Below are 24,562 nucleotides of genomic sequence, written 5' to 3'. Positions count from 1 at the left end.
ATATTGTAGTAATAATTTTATATTGGATTATAAATATCAATAAATTCAACATTTAAATTATAATTTTTATTTAACCAATCTCCTAATTTTTGTATTCCAAAACGTTCAGTACAATAATGACCAGCTGAAAAAAAATGAATTTTATTTTCATATGAATAATGCATAGTATCTTCAGATGCTTCACCAGTTAGAAAAGCATCTAAACTAAAATTACAAGCGTATTTAATATATTTTTGCCCTCTACCACTACACCACGCAATATTTTTAATAAAATTATTATCTGGATTTTTAAAACACATTACTTCATGATTAAATATTGTATTTACCTTCTGAATAAATGTTGAAACAGGTATTTTATGAGAAAAATTTCCCCATAAAACTAAATCAGTTATTTTCCCTAATATATTAATACCTAATTTTTTTGCTATTTGAACATTATTACCTAATTGATCGTGTATATCTAACGGGAGATGCCAATTATATAAGTTAATTTCATGAGATAAAATTGATTTTAATCGGTTTTTTTTATTTTTAATAATTCTATTAGATTCATTTTTCCAAAAAAATCCGTGATGTACAATAATAGCTTCCGCTTGTTTTTGAATGGCTATATCAATTAATTTTTGACATATACTAACTCCGGTAATAATTTTTTTAATATTATTTTTCCCTTCGATTTGTAAACCGTTAGGAATATAATCATGAATTTTTTTACTATTTAACTTGTTATTTATGATTTTTTCTAATTCATAATTGTTCATAATTTTCCTAATAATTAAAATTGTAAAATATATTTTTATTTTTTATAAATTTAATATAAAAATAAATAAATTTATTTTCATAAAAATTTATTTTTATTTAATAATATGATTTAAATGTAAAATTTTATATAATTTATATATTATAAATTAATATTTAAAGAAAAATTTCTTGTTTTATTTATAAGTAACAAAATATAAATTATAATATATTAACTGAAAAAATGAGGATATTATGAAAGAGATAGGAATCTTTTTCGGAAGTGATACTGGAAATACCGAAAAAATTGCAAAAATTATTCATCATAAAATTGGATTAGAAAAATCTGCAATATTCGATATTTCTGATGCAACAGAAAAAGATATAGAAAAATTTAATATTTTAATATTTGGTATACCTACTTGGTATTATGGTGAAATGCAATGCGATTGGGATGAATTTTTACCACATTTGAAAAAAATAGATTTTAAAGATAAAATAGTCGCTATTTTTGGATGTGGAGATCAAGAAGATTATAGCGAATACTTTTGTGATGGAATGGGAATAATTTATGAAATTTTAAAAGAAAAAAATGCTACTTTGATTGGAAAATGGTCTACTGAGGGATACAAATTTGAATCTTCTAAAGCATTAATAAATGAAAAATATTTTGTAGGACTAGTAATTGATGAAGATCGACAAAAAAAATTAAGCGATCAAAGAATAGCAATTTGGACAAAATCTATATTAACTGAAATAAAGAATATTAATAAAAAAAAATAATATATTAATTGTATAATATAAAATACAGCATGTAATAATTTATGTAATTAAACATGCTGTTTAATTTCTAGGAATATATATTTTATTTTTTTGCAATTAAAATCGATAAATCTAACACTTTACTGGAATAACCTGTTTCATTATCATACCAAGCAATTAATTTAAAAAATTTACTGTTTAAAGATAAACCAGCAGATGCATCAAAAATAGAAGTTATTTGAGAACCATTAAAATCAGTAGAAACAACATCTTCTTCAGAATATCCAACAATTCCTCGCATATAAGTTTGAGAAGCAAGTTTAATTGTTCGACAAATTGTATTATAAGTGGTAGATTTTTTTAATCTTACTGTTAAATCTACTACAGAAACATTAGCTGTAGGAACACGAAATGCTATTCCTGTTAATTTTCCAGACAATTCAGGCAATACTTTTCCAACAGCAATTGCTGCACCTGTTGATGATGGTATAATATTTTGTAATGCTCCTCTTCCTCCTCTCCAATCTTTTTGTGAAGGAGAATCAACAGTCTTTTGAGTAGCAGTAGTAGCATGTACGGTAGTCATTAATCCTTCTTCAATTCCAAAAGATTGATGAATTATCATAGCCAATGGTGCTAAACAATTTGTAGTACATGAAGCATTAGACACAACTTTTTCATTTTCATATTTATCAAAATTGACACCATTAACAAACATTGGAGTATTATCTTTAGGGGGTGCAGTAATTACTACTTTTTTTGCTCCAGAAATAATATGTTTAAATGCACTTTCTGTAGTTAAAAAAATACCAGTTGATTCAATAACAACATCTACGGATAATTGTTTCCAATCAATATTTTCTGGTTTTTTTTCAGAAAAAATTCTAATTTTTTTATTATTAACAATAATATGTTTATCTTGAACCTCTATTGAACCATTAAATCTACCATGTGTAGAATCTAGTTTTAACATATATGCTATATATTTTATTTCTAATAAATCATTAATTCCAACTACCTCAATATCAGAACGTAATTGCGCTAATCGAAATACTATACGACCAATCCTTCCAAAACCATTAATTCCAATTTTAATAGCCATAACATACACCATTTTAAAATTATAATATTATTTTATAAATTAAATATACCATAATGTAAAAAAATATATCATTTTAAATTTTTATTTTATAACTTATATTCTTGATATAATAATTTACAATATATAATTTATTTATATCAAAATTTTATCTCTATCATCACTACAGAATAAATTAAAATTCATGATAAAAAAAAATATAACATACTTCAAAAAAAATTCGTTAGTAATTCATTTAAAACATGGAATAGGGAGATACCAAGGATTAAATATTATAAAAAATAATAATATTTCAACAGAATATATTACAATTGTATATGCAAATAACGATAAATTATATGTTCCTATTGAGAATTTATATTTAATAAAACATTATCATGATAGCTCTGGAATTAATAATATCAATTTAAATAAATTAGGTTGTCATAAATGGATCAAAAAAAGAGATACAATTTTTAAAAAAGTAAATGATACTGCAATACAAATATTAGAAAATCATGCATATCGAAAATCAAAAAAAGGATTTTCATTTCACATTAATATCAAAGAATATAATTTATTTTGTAAAAATTGTCCTTTTGAAATAACGAAGGATCAAATAACAGTAATGAATGCTGTATTATCTGATATGCATGCAAAAAAACCAATGGATCGCTTAATTTGTGGAGATGTAGGATTTGGAAAAACAGAAATTGCCATCCGTGCTGCTTTTATTGCAGTAAAAAATGATAAACAAGTTGTTATGTTAGTTCCAACAACATTATTAGTGCAACAGCATTATAAAAACTTACGAGAACGTTTTACAAAATATAATATTAATATTGAAATTATCTCTCGTTTTCAATCTCACAAAGAACAAAGCATGTGCTTTAAAAATATTCTTAACGGATCAACAAATATTTTAATCGGAACTCATAAAATTTTATTTAGTAAAATTATATGGAATAATTTAGGGCTAATTATTGTAGATGAAGAACATAAATTTGGAGTGATTCATAAAGAAAAAATTAAAAAATTTTCTAATAATATTGATATTTTGACTTTAACTGCAACTCCTATTCCCAGAACATTAAATATGACTAAGAATTACATTCAAGATTTATCCATTATTAATACTCCTCCAAAAAATCGTTGTACTGTTAAAACATTTGTTAAAAAATACAATCAAAACTTAATTCGAAAAATTATTTTATTTGAAATAAAACGAAATGGACAAATTTATTATATTTGTAACCAAGTAAAAAATTTAATAGAAAAATTAATGTCTTTAAGAAAATTAGTACCAGAAGCGAAATTTATGATTGGCCATGGGAAAATGAATGGAAAGAAATTGCAAAAAATTATAAATAATTTTTTAGAAAAAAAATTTCATGTATTAATTTGTACTACTATTATAGAAATTGGATTAGATATACCAACAGTAAATTCTATAATTATTGAAAATGCTGATTCTTTTGGATTAGCGCAATTATATCAAATGCGTGGTCGTGTAGGACGATCAAATATACAAGCATATGCCTGGTTACTAATTTCTGAACAAAAAAAAAATTCATTAAATAAAAAAAAAAGACTAGAGGTTATAAAATCTATAAAAGATTTTAGCTCAGGATACGAACTTGCTCAACATGATTTAAAAATTCGAGGAGCTGGAGAATTATTAGGAGAAAAACAAAGTGGACATATTAAAAATATCGAATTCTTTATATATAAAAAATTTTTAAAAAAAACGATTGAATACATAAAAGAAAATAATAGTTTATCTATTGCACAATTGAAAAAAAATCAACCAGAAATAAAATTATTTATTCCAACAATATTGCCAGAAAAATATATTTCTAGTGTTGATATAAGATTATTATACTATAAAAAAATTTTATCAGCTGAAAAAAATGAAAAATTATTGAATATAAAAAATAATCTCATTAAAAACTTTGGTATTTTACCGCAAGAAGTAAAAAATCTATTATTAAAAACAAAAATAAAAATTTTACTCAACCAAATTGGTATTACAAAAATTCAATCGAATCAATTAGGAGGAAAAATAGAATTTATTAACTCAAAAAAAATAAACACTATTAAATTATTAAAGTTATTTAATTCAACATTTAAAAAATGGAAATTAAATAATGAATTTTCTTTAAAATTTATTTATCAAATAAAAAATGATAAAACAAGAATACAATGGATATTAAATTTTTTAAAAAATATAAAAAATATTTTTGATACAAAAAATTAATTATTTTTTTTAAAAAAGGGAAAATATGAAACAAATTATATATATTGTCACAACGGAAAATCATGCAATTGAGGTATGGGAATTACTAAATACTGGACAAATGTTTTTAATACAACGAATTACTATCATGGGTGAAGGACAACCAATAGAAATTTCAAAAAAAAGAAAAAAATTATATATTGGAATAAGACCAAATTATAAAATTTTAACATACAATATTTTATCAAACGGAAAATTACAATATCTTAGTTCTACAAAAATTCCATATAGTCCTAATTATATTGCTCTTGACAAAGAAGAAAACTTTTTATTTTGTGCATATTATCATGCTAATTGTATGAGTATAAGTTATATAAATAAAAATCATATTCCAACATATCCCATAAAGATATTTCATAATTTACCGGGATGTCATTCAGTAAATATAGACAATTTTAATAAATTAGCCTTTGTTCCAGCTTTATTAGCAGATCGTATTTATACATATAAATTAAAAATATTAAAAAACAGTATTTCATGCAAAAAAATTAATTTTTTTCAAGCTTCTAAAAAATCTGGACCAAGACACATGACAATACATAAACATCACAATATTTTATATAGTATTAATGAATTAAATGGAACAGTTGATGTCTTTAAAATTAATTATATAAAAAAAAATATCGAAATTATACAAAATATTAGTATTTTTATGAATTTAAAAAAATCATGGTCTGCAGATATACATTTAACTTTATGTAATAATTATTTATATGCATCTGATCGATTACATAATACTATTACTACATTTAAAGTCAATAAAAATGGTACATTGCAATACAATAATCTTATTTCTACAACACAACAACCAAAATCATTTGCCATAGATCAAAATAATGAATATTTAATTTCGATAGGAAAAAAATCAAATACTATTATTGTATACAATATTTCTATGAAAAATGGATTTTTAAGTAAATTATATGAATATTCTGTTCATAAACATCCTACATGGATTTTAATTCATCAAATCTAAAAAGATAAACATTACTATATCTAAAATAGATATAGTAATCATATTATTAATAAAATGAACAATTTAAAAATAAAACAGTGAATTATTTTGTACAGCATCGAAAATAGCTTTTACAAATTTATGTAAATGAAATGTTTTAACAATATATGGAGGAGTTAAATAAATAATATTTTTGAATGGACGAATCCATACTCCATAACTAACAAAAAATTTTTGTATTAATTTTAAATTAATTAAATGATAACATTCAATAACAGCGATTGCTCCTAAAATACGTATATCACGAACGCGAGGATGATTTTTTAATATCATTAATTTTTTTTTTAAATACTTTTCAATATTTTGAACTTGTACTTTCCAAGTATTTTTTTTTAAAAGAGAAATATTTTTATTTGCTACATAACACGCTAAAGGATTACCCATAAAAGTTGGACCATGCATTATTTTATAAGGATAATTTCTACTAATTTGATTAGCAATTTTTCTAGTAACAATAGTCGCAGCTAATGACATTGTTCCACCAGTTAAAGCTTTACCAATACATAAAATATCTGGAGTAATATTAGCATGTTCATAAGCAAACATTTTCCCAGTCCTTCCAAAACCAGTAGCGATTTCATCTATAATTAATGGTATGTTATATATATTACATAATAAACGCACCTGTTTTAAATATTCTGGATGATAGAATTTCATTCCTCCTATACCTTGAACAATTGGTTCTAAAATTACTCCAGCAATTTTTTTATTCTTTTCAACCATAAATTTTAAAAAAGAATAAATATCATAACTATGCCATTGATCATAAAACGATAATCTTGGTTGATGTGCAAATAAATACTTAGGTATAATTTTTTCATATAATTGATGCATAGAATTTAAAGGATCACAAACTGAAATAGCAGAAAATGTATCGCCATGATATCCATTTTTTATTGTTAAAAATATTTTTTTTTGATATCCTGGTTTATTCCAATATTGTAAAACCATTTTCATGGCTACTTCAATAGCAACAGATCCAGAATCACATAAAAAAATACATTCTAGTTTTTTTGGTAAAATAGTTAATAATTGTTTGCATAAATCAATAGCAGGTTTGTGAATTAAACCTCCAAACATGATATGTGATACCTTATTTATCTGTTCTTTCATAGCTTGATTTAATTCTGGATGATTATATCCATGTATTGCAGACCACCAAGAAGACATTCCATCAATAATTTTCATGCCATTTGAAAGTTTTAAATATACACCACAAGCAGAATCAATAAAATAACATGGTAAGGGATTTAAAATAGAATCATATGGATGCCAAATATGTTTATTATTAAAATTTAATTTTTTATTTTTCATATTTATTAAAAACTAGTTATATCAAATACTTTATTATAAATTATTCATTTACACAGGATATAAAAAATGAAAAAAAAAACAAAAAAAATATGGAAAACAAAAGATGTATATCAATTATTTAAAAAACCTTTTTTAGATATTATTTATCAAGCACAAAAAATACATCGATCTTGTTTTACCCCAAATGAAATTCAAGTGAGTACATTATTATCAATAAAAACTGGATTATGTCCAGAAGATTGTAAATATTGTTCACAAAGTTCAAGATACAAAACTAATATTAAAACAGAAAAATTATTAGATTTTGAAAAAATTATGAAAGCTGCAGAAAAAGCAAAAAAATCTGGATCAAATCGATTTTGTATGGGAGCAGCTTGGAGAAATCCTAAAGATCGAGATATGCCATTTCTATTAAAAATAATTAAAAAAATTAAAAAAATGGGCATGGAGACCTGTATGACATTGGGTAGTATAAATCAAAACCAAGCTCAACAATTATCAAAAGCTGGTTTAGATTTTTACAATCATAATTTAGATTCTTCTCCAAGAATATATAAAAAAATTATTACTACTAGAACATATCAAGATAGATTAAATACATTACAAATTATCAGAGATTCAGGAATAAAAATATGTTCTGGAGGAATACTAGGATTAGGAGAAAAAACTATTGATAGAGCTGAATTATTAACACAATTAGCTAATTTAGAGAAACCACCAGAGAGTATTCCAATAAATATGTTAGTTAAAATTCCTGGAACACCTATGGAAGATAAAAAAACTATTGATAGCATTGAATTTATTAAAACTATTGCCATTGCTCGTATTATGATGCCTAATTCTTACATTAGACTTTCTGCAGGACGAGAAAAAATGAGTAAAAATATGCAAGTTATGTGTTTTATAGCAGGAGCAAACTCTATTTTTTATGGTTGTAAATTATTAACAACACAAAATGCATCAGAAAAAGATGACATAAATTTATTTAAGAAATTAGGATTACACACAAAAAAAACAAATACTGATGATTCATTTCATGAATTAGAAAATCAGAAAGAAAAAAAAATGTATCATAATGCTAATATATAAATGTAATAAATTTATTAATTATATAACTTCTACCTATTTCATATAGGTAGTACTAATTTCATTAGTATATAAAATTTTAAAAAACATGAATAAAAAAATATTTTTAACTGGAACAGATACCGGTATTGGAAAAACAACAGTATCTGTAATTATACTAAAAAAACTCAATATATTAGGATATAATGTTGCAGGATATAAACCTATTGCTGCTGGATGCGAAAAAAAATACGGATTTTACAATAATGATGCTTTATTGTTACAAAAATATAGTAGTGAAAAATTCCAATATAATGAAATCAACCCATTTTGTTTAAAGGAATTTTTACCACCAAATTTTATCAAAAATAGTAATTCAATTAACTTTAAAAAAATTTCTGAAGGATTAAACAATATTAGTAAAAAATCCAATCGGATTGTCATTGAAGGTATCGGTGGTTGGTGTACTCCAATATTTAAAAAATTTACATTTTCTGATTGGATAAAGAAACAAAAAATAGCAGTAGTTTTAATTGTTGGAATTAAATTAGGATGTATTAACCATGCCATATTAACAGAAAAAGCAATTGTAAACTCCGGAGTCAAATTTTATGGATGGTATTCTAATTGTATAACCTATGAAAAATATATTTTAAATTATATATATACTATTAAAAAATATATTCAAGCGCCATATTTAGGAAATATTCCATACATCAAAGATATAAATAACAGTTTTGAAATAAGCAAAATTAATATTTGTTTACCTATTTAAAATTTTAAAAATTATACTATTTATTTAATAAATAAATAACATAAATATATTAAACTATTTATTTGTAAACAGGATATTTTTTACATAAATTTAACACTTGATTTTTAATATGTAATATTTTTTTACAAGAATCATAATTTTTTATTAATTCAATTATCCAATTGGCAACAACAATGGATTCTGTTTCCGTCAATCCTCGACGAGTAATAGCTGGCGTTCCAATACGAATTCCGGAAGTTACAAATGGATTATTTAAATCATTAGGTACGCTATTTTTATTAACAGTAATATTTGCCAATTCTAATACCGACTCAGTTTTTTTACCTGTAATATTTTTATTTCGTAAATCAATTAAAAATAAATGATTTTGAGTTCCTCCAGAAACAATATGAAAATTATTTTCTAAAAAAACATTGACCATAGAATTTGCATTTTTTAATATCTGTTGTTGATATATTTTAAATTCAGGGTCTAATGCTTCTTGAAATGAAATGGCCTTAGCTGCAATAATATGCATTAAAGGTCCTCCTTGTGTACCAGGAAAGATTGCAGAATTCAATTTTTTATAAAATTTTTCACTTTTATTTTTTGATAATATTAATCCTCCTCTTGGCCCTGCTAAAGTTTTATGCGTAGTAGTTGTAACTACATCTGCATATTCTATAGGATTAGGATATAATTTTGCAGCAACTAATCCAGCAACATGTGCCATATCAATTAATAAATAAGAATTTACTGTGTCAGCAATATCTCTCATGATTTTCCAATTAATGTGTTGTGAATATGCAGAAAATCCACCAACAATCATTTTAGGTTTATATTTTTTTGCTAAATATTCGATTTCATTATAATCAATTTTTCCATTTTCATTTACACCATAAGAAACTGTATTATATAATTTTCCAGAAAAATTCACTTTAGATCCATGTGTTAAATGACCACCATGAGACAAATTCATTCCTAAAATAGTATCTCCAGCATGTAATAAAGCTGCATAAACAGCAAAATTTGCTTGTGATCCAGAATGAGGTTGCACATTTGCATAATCTGCTTGAAATAATTTTTTTGCTCTTTCAATAGCTAATTTTTCTATTTTATCAACGATACTACATCCTCCATAATATCGTTTCCCAGGGTATCCTTCAGCATACTTATTAGTTAATTGTGATCCTTGAGCCTGCATAACAGAAAAACTAGCATAATTTTCTGACGCAATAAGTTCAATATGTTCTTCTTGTCTTTTCATTTCCTGTTGTATATAATTCCATATTTTTTTATCTGTATTTAAATTTAATGTTTTATATTTCAAAATAATCATTTCCTTTTAATTAAATTACTTATTTTAATAAGTAAAAATATTAATGATACATCAAAAAAAAATTACCTGTGTTTAATCTCTATATTTTAACTTTATTACTTTAATAATATCATTATATTTTACGATACTAGATTTTTTACTTTTTATATCATAAATTATCGTTTCTTTCTTTTTATTTAAAAATAGTATTATTTTTGCATCATATTTTTCTCTATTTTGAAATATTTTTTTCATTTTCACAGGATAAAATTCTATCATAATTTTTATTTTTCGAATTTGATCTTTTATGTTTTCCGATAAAAAAATTGCCATTTTTTTAAGAGTAATTTCTTCAAAAAATATATACAGATCGATTAAAAAAGAATTTTTTTTATATATTGATAAGGAACGTAGTAATAATACCAATCGATCCATTCCAATTGCCAAACCTACGGCAGGAGTATGACGACCTCCAAATTTTTTAATTAATGTATCATATCTACCTCCTGCACATATTGTATTTTGTGATCCTAGATAATTTGTTTTCCATTCAAATACAGTATCATTATAATAATCTAATCCACGTATTAGTTGATTATTAATTTTATATTTAATATTAAAAAATTTCATTATCTGACATAAATGATAAAACTTTTTTTTAGATGATGAACTAATAAAATCAATTAATTTCGGCGCTTCTAATAATATTTTTTGAATATTTTGATTTTTACTATCTAATATTCTTAAAGAATTATACTGTAATTTTTTTATACAATCGTGATCTAAATAAGATATATTTTTTTGAAGAAAAACTTTTAAAGATTCCTGGTATTTTAATCTTTCAATATATGATCCAATAGAATTAATTTCCAATTGTATAAATTGATTAATTTTTAGATATTGAAAAAACCTATTAATTAATAAAATTAATTCTAATTCTATATCTTGTTCTGAAAAGCCAAATGTTTCTATTCCAAATTGATAAAATTGTCTATAGCGACCTTTTTGTGGTCTTTCATATCGAAACATTGGTCCATAATACCATAACTTAATTTTTTTTTGATATAATAAATTATGTTGAATTACTGCTCTTACACAACTTACTGTAGCCTCTGGACGTAAAGTAATACTAATTCCTTTTTTATCATAAAAAGAATACATTTCTTTTCCAATAATATCAGTAATATCCCCTATAGAATGTGTAAATAAATTAGTTCTTTCTAAAATAGGTAATCGAATTTCAGAATAATTATAATTTAATAATACTTCTTTTAAAACTATCTCAACTTCATTCCATAATGCAAGATCTTTTGGTAAATAATCATGCATACCTTTCATTGATCGAAACAAATAATTCACAAAAAAATTCCTAATATTATTTATATGATATAATTAATATTTCATAATAAAAAATTATATATTATTTTTTTTAAAATCTCCTATTAATTGCCCACATGCTGCATGAATATCTTTTCCTCTTGACTTCCTGATGGTAGTGGTAAATCCTTTTTTATTTAAAAATTCAGAAAACTTATTTATTTTTTTTAAAGAACTGCATTGAAAAACAGAGTTTTTTAAATAATTCCAAGGAATCAAATTAATTTTACTGGGTATATTTTTTAATATTTTTATTAATTCTTTCGCATGCAATATTGTATCATTAATATTATTTAACATAACATATTCTATGGTAATTCCCTTTTTATTTAATTTTGATGTTTTTAAAAAATTTGACACTGCATGTAACAACATAGAAATATTATACTTTTTATTAATTGGAACTAATTGATTTCTCAATGTATCATTTGGAGCGTGTAAAGAAATAGCTAATTTAACATCTATCACGGATGATAACTTTTTAATGCCCGGGACAATACCAGCAGTAGATAATACTATTCTTTTTTTTGAAATATTTAAACCATATTTATCAAATATAATATTTAACGATTTTATAACATTATTGAAATTTAATAATGGTTCACCCATGCCCATAAATACTATATTTGTTATAGGGGAATAAAAAATATTTTTTTTATCATTAATTAATTTATATATCTTCCATATTTGACCAATTATCTCTGCAACAGATAAATTACGATAAAAACCTTTCTTTCCAGTTGCACAAAATTGGCAATTTAACAAACATCCAATCTGTGAAGAAATACATAATGTATTTCTTTTTTTTTCGGGAATAAATATAGTTTCAAAATTACCATCATGTAAAGACATTGTCCATTTTATTGTACTATCTTGAGAAATTTTTTTTTCGATAAAAGTAGGAGCTTGAATACAACTTAAAGAATTTAATTTATTTCTTAATTTATATGTTAAATTAGTCATTTTATTAAAATCATCACAAAAATAATAATATATCCAACGCATCACTTGATCAGCGCGAAAACTTCTTTCTTGAATGGAATTAAAAAAACTATACATAGTTTTTCGATCGAAATTAAATAAATTTATTTTTTCTGTAATACATTGATTTTTTATTATCATTTTCATAATGTATAGTGTAACTAATTAAAAAAAATATTATAGCATATACAATATATTTCAGTTGCATTAATTGTTAATTATATTAAAAATAATATTTTAAAAAAAATAATTTGTAAAACGAGTAAAAAAACCCTTTGACTTTTTATGATAAATACGAATAACATGAAATTTTTTCATCATATTTACGATAACATCATCACTTGTACCAATTTCATCAACTAACTTATTGATTAAAGCTACTCTACCAAACCAATAATCTCCATTCGATACTTCAGTAATATTAATTACAGGACGCATTTCTTGTACAAATGTTTTAAACAATTGATGCGTAGAATTTAATTTATTTTGAAAATGTATACGGTGAATATCTTTATTTTCTCCAAAAAGAGTTAAATTTCTTTTATAACTACCAGAAGTATGTAATTCAAAATCAATATTATACTTTTTTAATAACTTATTTAAGTTTGGAAGCTGTCCAATCACACCAATTGAACCAATAATCGCAAATGGAGCAGAATAAATATAATTAGCAACACAGGCCATCATATAACCTCCACTGGCTGCAATTTTATCTATTACTACTGTTAATTTAATTCCTTTTTTACGTAACCTTTGTAATTGTGACGCTGCTAATCCATACTCATGAACCGTCCCACCTGCACTTTCTAATTTTAATAATACTTCATCATCTGGTTTAGCAATAGAAATAATAATAGAAATTTCCTTTCTTAAGTTTGAGACTTCACTGGCATGCATATCTCCTATAAATTCCAAAACATATAAAGTAGATTTATTTTTAAATAATATACTCTTTTTAAAATTATATTCTTTTAAACGATGATTAAAAAGACGACTTAAAATTTGAAAAATTGTTTGGTTATAATACCGAGATAAATCAATAATTCTAAGTTTACTATTTTGTAATTTATTTTTTTTTAATATTTTTACGAAAAATATTAAAAATAATAATGCAAATATAATACATGTTGAAAATTTTAATAAAAATAAAATATATTCATATATTAAATCCATTTTTTTTCCTATATTCATTATAATGTTGAAAAATAATTATTTATAAATATTTTAAACTCCTTACAAATAAAAAACTTCTATTTAAAACCATTTTACAAAAAATAAAAAAAATAAATAAAAATTATAGTTAAAATAACTAATATAATATAATTTATAAAAAATATTCAATATGAAATGTATATGCAAAAAATATTTAAAAAATTATATAATTTAAATCAATTAAATGAAAAAGAAAGTTATTTTTTATTCCAAAAGATCATACTCAATCAAATTTCTAGCATTCATTTAACAGTATTATTAACTATTTTTAAAATAAGAAAAATATCTATTTATGAAATTATTGGAGCAATAAAAGCATGTTATGACCATAGTAAATATTTTCCAATTCCAAGATATACATTTGCTGATATTGTCGGTACTGGAGGAGATAAAAAAAATACGATTAATATTTCTACTATTAGTGCATTAATTGCATCTTCTTTTGGAATTAAAATTATTAAACATTGTAATCGAAGTTCATCAAATAACATAGGATCAGCGGATATTTTAAATAATATTAATTTTAATATTCATTTAACAAGCGAAATGGCTAAAAGAAAATTAGATACTTTAAACATTTGTTTTTTATATGCACCTCAATATCATACAGGATTTCAACATGCTGCATTAGTACGAAAAATATTAAATACTAATACAATATTTAATATATTAGGTCCATTATTAAATCCTGCACATCCCAATTTTTCTATTATTGGAGTATATTCAAAAAAATTGTTATTACCAATTGCACAAATTGTCAATCATTTAAACTTTGAAAAAGTAATAATTATCAATAGCGATAAAACAGATGAAATTACATTATATGCGCCAACTAACGTAGTAGAAGTAACAAACGGGAAAATTAATTTTTACAAATTATATCCAGAGGATTTTGGAATTAATATTCTTCCGAAATACATGTTTAATATAAGTAATAAAAAAAAAAAAATAGAAATATTTCAAAATATTATTCAAGGAAAAGAAAAAATACAATATTTATATTTAATTGCTGTAAATACAGCAATTTTGTTTAAATTATTTGGATATAATAATTTAAAAGAAAATACAAAAATTATTTTTGAAAAAATAATTAGTGGTAAAATTTATCAATATATTCAACACATTAGAAAAGAAAATAACTATGAATAATAATATACTAAAAGAAATATTATACAATAAAGTGCAATATTTAAAATATTATAAAAAAATTAAACCATGTAAAACAATAAAAAAAAAAATTTTTTTATCTCATCGAAATTTTTATTCTATGTTAAAATTGAATAATCCTGCTTTTATTTTGGAAGCAAAAAAAGCATCTCCATCAAAAGGAATAATTAATAAAAATTTTAATATTGAAAAAATTGCTAAGGTATATTCTAAACATGCAACAATCATTTCAGTTCTTACTGATGAAAAATATTTTCAAGGTAAATTAAGTTCTTTAACAGAAATGAGCCAATTAACAAAACAACCGATATTGTGTAAAGATTTTTTTATTGATCCATATCAAATCTATTTATCCCGATATCATCAGGCTGATGCAGTTTTATTAATGTTATCTTATTTAAATGATATACAATATCATATATTATCAAATATCGCTCATAGTCTCAATATGGGAGTTTTAACTGAAATCAGTAATTATACTGAATTAAAAAGAGCTATTACATTAAACGCAAAAGTGATTGGTATCAATAATAGAAATTTTAATAATTTTCATGTTTCTCTGAATAAAACAAAAATTCTTGCTCCTTTAATACCTCAGAATAGAATTATTATCAGTGAATCTGGGATTCAAAACAATAAACAAGTTAACAAACTAAAAAAAATTGTGCATGGTTTTTTAATAGGAACTGAAATCATGCAAGCAAAAAATATTGCTTTAAAAGTCAATAGTATTATATTCGGAAATAACAAAATATGTGGATTAACAAGATCAAGAGATGCAAAAAGAATTAAAGATCTTGGAGCAACACATGGTGGTTTAATTTTTGTCAAAAATTCTCTACGCAATATCACAATTCATCAAGCCAATAAAATAATTTCATCAGTAAAATTGAAATATGTTGGGGTATTTCAAGATGAAGAGATTAAAAAAATTCAATTAATATGTCATAAATTAAATTTGTACGCTATACAACTACATGGGAATGAAAATCAACAATATATTCAAGAAATAAAAAGAAAATTACCAAAAAAAATAAAAATTATAAAAGCATTATGCATTAATAATTATATAAAAAAAATAAATTTTAAATATATTGATTATTTTTTATTTGATAATATCCGAGGAGGAAGTGGAAACTGTTTTAATTGGAATTTCATTCAACTATCTAATTTAGATAAAATATTTTTATCAGGGGGATTATCAGAAAAAAACTGTCAAAAAGCTAAAAAATTAAATTATTTTGGTTTAGATTTTAATTCAAAAATAGAAACTAGCCCTGGTATAAAAAATTATAAAAAACTAAAGATATTATTTCAGAAATTAAAATCATAATTTCAAAAAAAAAAAAAAAAAAATAATATACAAATAAAATTTATTATATGAAAGGAATTAATAATATGAATTTATTGAATGCGTATTTTGGTGATTTCGGAGGAAGATATGTTCCACAAATTTTAATTCCTGCATTACAAGAATTAGAAGAAAATTTTGTAGAGTTTCAAAAAAATAAAAAATTTAAAAATGATCTTCATGATTTATTAAATAATTATGCAGGAAGACCAACACCTTTAACATTATGTAAAAATATTACATATGGGACAAAATCTAAATTATACTTAAAAAGAGAAGATTTATTACATGGAGGTGCACATAAAACGAATCAAGTACTAGGACAAGCATTATTAGCAAAAGAGATGTACAAAAAACAAGTTGTTGCAGAAACTGGAGCAGGTCAACATGGCGTAGCAACGGCTTTTGCATGCGCACTACTAAAATTGAAATGTAGAATTTATATGGGTTATAAAGATATAAAACGACAATCAGAGAATGTATTAAGAATGAAATTTATGGGAGCTTCAATTATTCCAGTAAACAGCAACTCTGGAACATTAAAAGATGCATGCAATGAAGCATTAAGAGATTGGTCAGAAAATTACCAAAATACTTATTATATGTTAGGAACAGCAGCTGGTCCACATCCTTACCCAACAATAGTACGTGAATTTCAAAAAGTTATTGGTATAGAAACAAAAAAACAGATTTTAATGCATGAATCTAAACTACCAGATATAATTATTGCATGTGTAGGTGGAGGATCTAATGCTATTGGAATATTTCACGAGTTTATTAATGAAAAAGTACAATTAATTGGAATTGAACCAGGAGGGAGAGGAATAAAAACTGGTTTGCATGGAGCTCCATTACAATATGGAACAACTGGTATTTACTTCGGTATGAAATCTGCAATTATGCAAAATACAGATGGTCAAATTCAACAATCACACTCAATTTCAGCGGGATTAGATTTCCCTTCTGTTGGACCAGAACATGCATGGTTAAAAAAAATTAATCGAGTAAAATATTACTCCATTACTGATAAAGAAGCATTGGATGCATTTTTAATGTTATGTAAATATGAAGGTATAATTCCAGCTCTTGAATCTTCTCATGCAATTGCTTATGCATTAAAAATTATTCGAAATAACCCTAATAAAAAAAATATTATTGTTGTTAATTTATCAGGAAGAGGAGATAAAGATATGAAAACGGTATATAAACATATTTTATAATAAAAAAAAAGGAAAAACATGTCTAGATATAAACAAACATTTCAAAAATTAAAATCGAAAAAAGAGGGTTGTTTTATACCATATATAACAATAGGAGATCCTTCGATTGATGTATTTTATGAAATAATTGATATACTGATTGAATCAGGAGCAAATGCATTAGAATTAGGAATTCCATTTTCTGATCCTGTGGCGGATGGAGTAGTTGTGCAAAATGCTAATATAAGAGCATTAAAAAATAAAATTAATTTATCTACTTGTTTTAAAATAATAGAAAAAATAAGAACAAAGTATTCTTTTATTCCAATTGGGATATTAATTTATGCAAATGTAATTTTTAATTACGGAATAGAAAATTTTTATAAAACTTGTAAATTAATAGAAATAGATTCAGTATTAATACCTGACCTTCCTATCGAAGAATCAAAAGAATTTATTTTTTTTTCACAAAAAAATAATGTATCTGAAATATTCATTTGTCCTCCAAATGCAAAGAAAAAATTAATTAAAAAAATATCAAAAACTAATGCAGAATATATTTATTTAATTTCTAGAACAGGAGTAACCGGATATGATAAAACTGCAGTACTTCCTAATATAAAAATTATTCAAACAATTAAAAAATATACATCAAAACCAATTATACATGGATTTGGTATTTCTAGCACTCAACATATTAAACAATCATTATCATTAGGAACAGACGGTATAATTTGCGGATCGATTATTATTCAATTAATTGCAAGTTTTTATTATAAAAAGAAAATTATGTTAATGAAAATCCAAGATTTATCAAAAATATTAAAAAATTCTACAAAGATGAACTAATAAAATGTAATTTATAAAATAATATTGTTGCTATTTTAAAAAAAATCATCTACTATAATAATTAGTAATATAAAAAAAAAAATAATTTATGAATTATAAATTTACTTTACAAGTATTGCAAATATTATTCATATTCATATTGATATCAAGTATAATAAAATATATAATATATATATTTTTTTTCCCGTTATTATCAATAATAGTATTTTTTTTTTTCAAAAAAATTAAAAAAAAAAAAATAATGAAATTAATTGTAATAAATTTGTTTTATAAAAACAAAATAATTTTTTTGTTTTTTACATTATGGTTTATATTTTTTATTATAAAAAATATTTTTCATTTAACAATTATTTCGTTATCTATTATATTATTTTTCTTATATAATAGATATTTTTTAAGATAAAAACTATATATCAATAAAAATAACTAATATAAAATTACGTATTTCAATTATATAATATTAAGTAAAATATATGAAAAAAATGAAAAATAAAAAAAAAAAGTTTTACAAACATTAGCTATGCCAGCTTTTACAAATGTAAATGGAGATATTTTTGGAGGGTGGATTATGTCACAAATGGATTTAGGTGGAGCAATTTTAGCAAAAGAAATTTCGAAAGGAAAAGTTGTGACTTTAAGAGTAAACAATATGATTTTTTTAAAAAAAATATCTGTAGGAGATCTTGTTAGTTGTTATGCTAATTGTATATATATTGGAAATACATCAATAAAAATTAATGTTGAAATATGGATTAAAAAAATTTCATCAAAGCCATTTGGATTATATTTCAAAAGTGCTCAAGCTATATTTCTTTATGTTGCAATTGATGACTTAGGAAATCCTCGATCTGTTTTAAAAAAGTAATTATATTAACGTATAAATTAATTAAGAAATAAAATGTCCCATTTTACTAATTTTAGTATTTATATATCGTTCATTTTTAGGATTATGCTGAATAGATAAATTAATTCTTTCAACAATTTGAATTCCACATTTTTCTAAAATTTTTACTTTTAATGGATTATTAGTTAATAATTTGATTTTTTTTATTTTCATTAATTTTAATATATCTGAACAAACAGTAAAATCCCTTTCATCAGCAGAAAATCCCAATTTATGATTTGCTTCTACTGTGTCCAATCCCATATCCTGTAAATGATATGCTCTGATTTTGTTTAATAATCCAATATTCCTACCTTCTTGTCTGTGATAAATTAAAATACCTTTTCCTTCATTCGAAATTATTTTTAATGCAGATTTCAACTGTTCTCCGCAATCACAACGCAAACTAAATAATGCATCTCCTGTTAAACATTCAGAATGAATCCTTACTAATATTGGACTATTTCCAGAAATTTCTCCATATGTTAAAACAACATGATTATTACGATTTACATTTTCCTCAAAACCAATAATAATAAAATCTCCCCATTTAGTGGGCAATATAGCATCTTGTATACGTTTAACTTTCATATGTACTCTTTTTTTTTTGAATCACTTTATTATAACAATTAGTAAAATTATAACTGTTGTATATTGATAATATAAAATTTATATATATATTAAATTAATATTATAATAAATTATAAATTTATAGATTTTAAATAAAAAATATTATATAAATTATTTGCACATAATTATCATCAGATATAAAAAAATTTTATTTTAACAATAGATGAGATGATTATAAAATATCATTATTTAAAAAAAATAAATTTGATAAAATTATTATACCATATCTATATAAAATCTACTTTATTTTTTTGTAAATCCGCATGATATGAAGAACGAACAAGAGGTCCACAAAAAACACTCGAAAATCCCATAGATAATGCTTCATCGTGAATATTTTTAAATTCAATAGGAGTAACATATCTTTCAACTGGAAGATGTTTATTACTTGGTTGTAAGTATTGTCCTAATGTTAGCATATTTACACCATTTTCACGCAAATCTTTTAAAACACTAATTATTTCTTTGTCTGTTTCTCCTAATCCTAACATTAATCCAGATTTTGTTAGAATATTTGGATTATTTTTTTTAAAATATTCCAATAAGTATAACGATTTTTTGTAATTTGCTCCCGGTCGAATTTTTTTATATAATCGTGGTACATTTTCCAAATTATGATTCATAACATCTGGCGGATATTGAGATAAAATATCAATCGAATATTTTATAGAAGAACGAAAATCTGGAACTAAAATTTCTATCTTAATTTTTTTATTATGACGCAAATACTGAATACATTTAGAAAATTGTTTCGCTCCTCCATCTTTTAAATCGTCTCGATTTACTGAAGTAATAACTATATATCGAATATCCATTTGAAAAACAGTTTCTGATAATTTTTTTGGTTCATTTTTATCAACAAAACCCGGTCTACCTTTTTTTACTGCACAAAACGGACATTTTCTAGTACAAATATTTCCTAAAATCATAAATGTTGCGGTTTTTTTAGAAAAACATTCTGTTAAATTAGGACATAGTGCTTCTTCGCAAACAGTATGTAAATTATTTTTTCTAAGTATATTTTTTAATTGATTAATTTGATTGAATGTATCCGGCAATTTTACTTTTATCCAATATGGTTTTTTTAATAAATTACCTTTATTGTCTTTTTTCATATATAACTTAAATTTTTTTTTATTATTAGTATTTATTTTTATTTTTTATTTATTTAATAAAATTTTTAATTTATATGAATATTTACGATACACATTGCATATTAAAAAAAAATAAAATTTTTTTTAATAAAACTTCACATACTTGATGTAATGAAATAAATTTATTTACATTATACATCTGTGTCATTTGTATTGTACTATCTCCACATGGATGTATATATGTAAATGGCTTTAAATCCATTTTAACATTTAATGCAAAACCATGTAAACAACAATCTTTTTGGATACGTAAACCAATAGAACAAATTTTTTTTTTTCCTAAATATATTCCAGGACGGTAAATATTATTCTTTCCTATAATAGAAAAATAATATAATGTATTTAATACAATTGTATCAATTAAAAACAGTAATTTCCTAATATTAATTTTTAACCTTTTTAAATTTAATAACAAATATACAACTTGTTGACCAGGTGCATGATATGTAATTTTTCCTCCTCGATTAGAAGATATAACTGGAATATTATAAATATGAGAAAAAAAACTATTTTTTTCAATTTGCCCAATTGTATATACTGGTTCATGTTCAACTAACCAAATTTCATCTAATGTATGTTGATCGCGAAAGCTAGTAAAAATATTCATATTAAAAAAAACATTATACCAATTTTTCACACCTAAATTACGAACAATAACTTTATTTTTCACAAAATTTCCAATAAATTCAACTGAAATTTAATATAATACTATAAAAAATTAATTAATTTATAATATTTTATAAAAAATAGCTGTACAACTTGTAATAATAAATTCAATACCTAAAGACATTAGTAATAAACCCATAATACGAGTTAAAATATTAATACCAGTAGATCCTAATAATCTAATAAAATACGGAGCTAATTGAAATAGTATCCAGCATACTAAAGAAAAAATTAATATAACTATACTACATCCAATGGTATTCATCCAGTCATTATGATGAGCACTCCATATAATTGTTGAACTAATTGCTCCAGGACCAGCAATTAATGGCATAGATAATGGAACAATGCTAATGTTTTCTTTTTTATAAAATGCCGTATGTTTGTTTTTTTTTTTTAGTAAACCATCCATTAATGAACCATTAATCATAGATACTGCAACAGTAATAATTAATAATCCACCAGCAATTCGAAATGATTCAATAGAAATCCCAAAAAAAATTAAAACAATTTTACCAACCAGTAAAGAAATAATTAAAATAATTGCTGCAGAAAAATTAGATATAGTATTAATTTTATTTCTTTCTTTCACAGAATGTAAACCAGTCATTCCAATAAAAATTGGAATCATTCCAATAGGATTAACCAGTGCAAATAATGTCAAAAAAAAATTAAAATAATTTTTAAACCAACATTCTGAATACAACACGTGCTCTCCTAAATATTATTATTTCAAATATTTATTATATCATACCTAAAATATATAATTAAATATCAATTTTATATCAAAATTTTCAAATATTTTATTTAAATTAAAATTATTCATTTTTATAAGGTTTTGCTAAAATACTATAAGTACTAAGATTAATATTAGAAATAATAACTTTTAATTTATCAGAAACACGATACAATTCCTGATTATTTAAATATAAAATTCCATTTTTTTGATCACAAAATAATTCACTTGTAATAGAATATATATAAACATTTGGAATAAAAACAATAGCGCCATTAACTAATACACGTGCTTTAATTCCATACGGTAATATATTAAAAATTTTTACTTCAAATACTTGATTAAGTTTATTAGTATTATAAAAAAAATTTGCATATAAACAATTTTCTATTTTTTTTTTTACAATACGATGACGATGCTTACAATTAATAATATTTTTAATAATATCATTTTTTAATTTTATTGAAGAATAACCTAAAATAATATTTTTCAATAGTCTATGATTAATCATATCGCTATATTTACGTATCGGTGATGTCCATGTTAAATATTCAGGAAAACCTAGTGCAAAATGAGGTTTTGGAGTAATACTTAATGTACTACATGATTGATATTTTCGTATACAACATTCAATATAATCATTCGGTTTTTTTTCTAGTAAACGTTTAAATTTACAAAATCCAACTAAATCAATTAATTGTGTATAATCTATATTAATATTATTTATTTTTAATATTGAAGATACATGTTTTGCATTTACATTCGTAAAACCATTATGAATATTATAAATCGCCCATCCTAAATTTTTTGATAAAAATTTTGCAGCGCTAACATTTGCAAGGATCATCACTTCTTCAACCATTTTTTGTGCAATATTTCTATATTCCATAGAAATATTTATTACATCTTGTGTGTCAGAAAAATGAAACTTATATTCCGGATGATCTTTGAAAATTAGTGCATTTTTTTTTCTCCATAAAATTCTTTTTTTACATAATACATGCAATAAAGAAATTTGATGTCTAACTGTTTTTTTTGGTTTCCAATTTGTTTTTTTATCAATCCAATTTGTAATATTATTGTATGTTAATTTATGGTGAGATTTAATCCATGCTAAAAAAAAATGAACATTATCTAAAACATTTCCACAATTATCAATTTTTATTTTACATGCTAAAACTGGTTTTTTAATTCCAGGGAATAATGAAAATAAATTTTCAGAAAATTTTTTTGGTAACATCGGAATACTAAAACCTGGAAGATAATTTGTAAATAATCTTTTTGAAGCAATAATATCTAATTCACTTCCTTCTCGGATATAAGCAGTAGGATCTGAAATAGCTATAATTATTTTTATAAAATCATTTTTTTTTTTAATAAAAATAGCATCGTCTATATCATTTGTATAATCATGATCAATAGTAATAAATTCTAAATGAGTTAAATTTGTTCTATATATTTCATTTTGAATAATTAATTTAAAATTATTATTCTTAGGAAATTGGTACTCAAAATTATAATATGATAATATTATTTTCCATGACAAAAATTTATCATTTTTAGAAACAACAAATTTAATTAATTTTGCAAGAAAATTTTTTTTATTAATTAATTTATGTTGTACTAATTGCGCAAAAAATAAATTCCCATCCTTTATATTACATATATTTTTATTTACTTCACATATAATGTATTCATTTAATAATGGATATTCAGGTTTAATAAAAATTTTTTTTTTAACACATTTTATAATACCTATAAAAATATTTAAAAATGGTTTAATTAAAAATACAGGTTTAACAAGTATTTTATTTTGAATATTTATTATAATAGAAACAACTCGGTCGCCATGCATAACATTTTTAATATATTGATTTGGAATAAAATAATGATATTTATTTTTTATTTTAAATAATCCAAAATTTTCATTATATTTTTTCACAACACCAATAATTTGATCATTTAACAAATGTTCTGTTCTTTTTTTTTTTTCTAATATTATACTTTCATTTAACAT

Annotated in this window: 21 protein-coding genes and 1 pseudogene; 10 read left to right on the top strand and 12 right to left on the bottom strand. The window is 22.8% G+C overall.

Going from position 1 to position 24,562, the window contains the following annotated elements:
- Nucleotides 1-17 precede the first annotated feature (17 nt).
- Nucleotides 18-761, bottom strand: a complete 744-nt coding sequence (locus tag RJT40_RS01005) for a Nif3-like dinuclear metal center hexameric protein (RefSeq protein ID WP_343182345.1) — start codon at nt 759-761, stop codon at nt 18-20.
- 232 nt (nt 762-993) lie between these two features.
- Between RJT40_RS01005 and fldA the strand changes: the two genes are divergently transcribed.
- Entirely contained in the window at nt 994-1,521 is a 528-nt protein-coding gene (fldA, locus tag RJT40_RS01000) for a flavodoxin FldA (RefSeq protein WP_343182344.1), read from the top strand.
- An 82-nt stretch (nt 1,522-1,603) separates the two neighbouring features.
- Here fldA and gap read toward each other — a convergent pair whose 3' ends face one another.
- The gene (gene gap / locus RJT40_RS00995) at nt 1,604-2,611 is read right to left on the bottom strand and encodes a type I glyceraldehyde-3-phosphate dehydrogenase (protein ID WP_428994194.1); all 1,008 of its coding nucleotides are present in this window, start codon (nt 2,609-2,611) and stop codon (nt 1,604-1,606) included.
- 172 nt (nt 2,612-2,783) lie between these two features.
- Here gap and RJT40_RS00990 point away from each other — a divergent pair, with 172 nt between their 5' ends.
- Both RJT40_RS00990 and RJT40_RS00985 read left to right on the top strand, forming a co-directional pair.
- On the top strand, nt 2,784-4,835 hold the full coding sequence (locus RJT40_RS00990; protein ID WP_343182342.1) for a DEAD/DEAH box helicase: 2,052 nt from the start codon (nt 2,784-2,786) through the stop codon (nt 4,833-4,835).
- Between the two features lie 25 nt (nt 4,836-4,860).
- Nucleotides 4,861-5,850 (top strand): beta-propeller fold lactonase family protein, encoded by a 990-nt coding sequence (locus RJT40_RS00985; protein WP_343182341.1) that lies wholly within the window; start codon nt 4,861-4,863, stop codon nt 5,848-5,850.
- A gap of 63 nt (nt 5,851-5,913) precedes the next feature.
- Here RJT40_RS00985 and bioA read toward each other — a convergent pair whose 3' ends face one another.
- Nucleotides 5,914-7,203, bottom strand: coding sequence for an adenosylmethionine--8-amino-7-oxononanoate transaminase (bioA, locus tag RJT40_RS00980; protein WP_343182340.1), 1,290 nt, complete (start codon nt 7,201-7,203; stop codon nt 5,914-5,916).
- Nucleotides 7,204-7,269: 66 nt separating this feature from the next.
- Here bioA and bioB point away from each other — a divergent pair, with 66 nt between their 5' ends.
- Together bioB and bioD are read left to right on the top strand one after the other, a co-directional pair.
- Nucleotides 7,270-8,292, top strand: a complete 1,023-nt coding sequence (gene bioB / locus RJT40_RS00975) for a biotin synthase BioB (protein WP_343182339.1) — start codon at nt 7,270-7,272, stop codon at nt 8,290-8,292.
- A gap of 85 nt (nt 8,293-8,377) precedes the next feature.
- Nucleotides 8,378-9,043 (top strand): dethiobiotin synthase, encoded by a 666-nt coding sequence (gene bioD / locus RJT40_RS00970; protein WP_343182702.1) that lies wholly within the window; start codon nt 8,378-8,380, stop codon nt 9,041-9,043.
- 58 nt (nt 9,044-9,101) lie between these two features.
- On the opposite strand, the gene glyA is transcribed toward bioD, so the two are convergent.
- From glyA to sohB, 4 genes are all read right to left on the bottom strand, one after another.
- Nucleotides 9,102-10,361, bottom strand: coding sequence for a serine hydroxymethyltransferase (gene glyA, locus RJT40_RS00965; protein ID WP_428994192.1), 1,260 nt, complete (start codon nt 10,359-10,361; stop codon nt 9,102-9,104).
- A gap of 72 nt (nt 10,362-10,433) precedes the next feature.
- Complete coding sequence (hisS, locus tag RJT40_RS00960) at nt 10,434-11,699, bottom strand: histidine--tRNA ligase (protein WP_343182700.1); 1,266 nt, start codon at nt 11,697-11,699, stop codon at nt 10,434-10,436.
- A 54-nt stretch (nt 11,700-11,753) separates the two neighbouring features.
- On the bottom strand, nt 11,754-12,839 hold the full coding sequence (rlmN, locus tag RJT40_RS00955; RefSeq protein ID WP_428994191.1) for a 23S rRNA (adenine(2503)-C(2))-methyltransferase RlmN: 1,086 nt from the start codon (nt 12,837-12,839) through the stop codon (nt 11,754-11,756).
- Between the two features lie 96 nt (nt 12,840-12,935).
- Nucleotides 12,936-13,871, bottom strand: coding sequence for a protease SohB (gene sohB, locus RJT40_RS00950; RefSeq protein WP_343182698.1), 936 nt, complete (start codon nt 13,869-13,871; stop codon nt 12,936-12,938).
- A 180-nt stretch (nt 13,872-14,051) separates the two neighbouring features.
- Between sohB and trpD the strand changes: the two genes are divergently transcribed.
- The 5 genes and pseudogenes from trpD to yciA form a co-directional block, all read left to right on the top strand.
- Entirely contained in the window at nt 14,052-15,059 is a 1,008-nt protein-coding gene (trpD, locus tag RJT40_RS00945) for an anthranilate phosphoribosyltransferase (protein ID WP_343182697.1), read from the top strand.
- Nucleotides 15,052-16,410 carry a bifunctional indole-3-glycerol-phosphate synthase TrpC/phosphoribosylanthranilate isomerase TrpF gene (gene trpCF / locus RJT40_RS00940; RefSeq protein WP_343182696.1) on the top strand — a complete coding sequence of 453 codons (1,359 nt, stop codon included), beginning with the start codon at nt 15,052-15,054 and terminating at the stop codon, nt 16,408-16,410. Before trpD ends, trpCF begins: the two co-directional genes overlap by 8 nt.
- 65 nt (nt 16,411-16,475) lie before the next feature.
- Nucleotides 16,476-17,648, top strand: coding sequence for a tryptophan synthase subunit beta (gene trpB / locus RJT40_RS00935; RefSeq protein ID WP_343182695.1), 1,173 nt, complete (start codon nt 16,476-16,478; stop codon nt 17,646-17,648).
- An 18-nt stretch (nt 17,649-17,666) separates the two neighbouring features.
- On the top strand, nt 17,667-18,476 hold the full coding sequence (gene trpA / locus RJT40_RS00930; protein WP_343182694.1) for a tryptophan synthase subunit alpha: 810 nt from the start codon (nt 17,667-17,669) through the stop codon (nt 18,474-18,476).
- 502 nt (nt 18,477-18,978) lie between these two features.
- Nucleotides 18,979-19,341, top strand: a pseudogene (gene yciA / locus RJT40_RS00925) (acyl-CoA thioester hydrolase YciA); the annotation flags it as partial.
- A gap of 21 nt (nt 19,342-19,362) precedes the next feature.
- Here the strand turns inward: yciA and ribA are convergent.
- From ribA to RJT40_RS00900, 5 genes are all read right to left on the bottom strand, one after another.
- Nucleotides 19,363-19,950 carry a GTP cyclohydrolase II gene (gene ribA, locus RJT40_RS00920; RefSeq protein ID WP_343182692.1) on the bottom strand — a complete coding sequence of 196 codons (588 nt, stop codon included), beginning with the start codon at nt 19,948-19,950 and terminating at the stop codon, nt 19,363-19,365.
- 266 nt (nt 19,951-20,216) lie between these two features.
- A complete protein-coding gene (gene lipA / locus RJT40_RS00915; protein WP_343182691.1) occupies nt 20,217-21,104 on the bottom strand; it encodes a lipoyl synthase in 888 nt (295 codons plus the stop codon).
- 82 nt (nt 21,105-21,186) lie between these two features.
- Complete coding sequence (lipB, locus tag RJT40_RS00910; RefSeq protein ID WP_343182690.1) at nt 21,187-21,813, bottom strand: lipoyl(octanoyl) transferase LipB; 627 nt, start codon at nt 21,811-21,813, stop codon at nt 21,187-21,189.
- 57 nt (nt 21,814-21,870) lie between these two features.
- On the bottom strand, nt 21,871-22,518 hold the full coding sequence (locus RJT40_RS00905) for a YchE family NAAT transporter (protein ID WP_343182689.1): 648 nt from the start codon (nt 22,516-22,518) through the stop codon (nt 21,871-21,873).
- Nucleotides 22,519-22,627: 109 nt separating this feature from the next.
- On the bottom strand, nt 22,628-24,562 hold the full coding sequence (locus tag RJT40_RS00900) for an exoribonuclease II (protein WP_343182688.1): 1,935 nt from the start codon (nt 24,560-24,562) through the stop codon (nt 22,628-22,630).

The sequence above is a fragment of the Buchnera aphidicola (Shivaphis celti) genome (assembly GCF_039349365.1).
GTDB lineage: Bacteria > Pseudomonadota > Gammaproteobacteria > Enterobacterales > Enterobacteriaceae > Buchnera_L > Buchnera_L aphidicola_AL.
The sequence above is the reverse complement of the archived record's forward strand: the minus strand, read 5'-3'. Positions and strand labels throughout refer to the sequence as shown.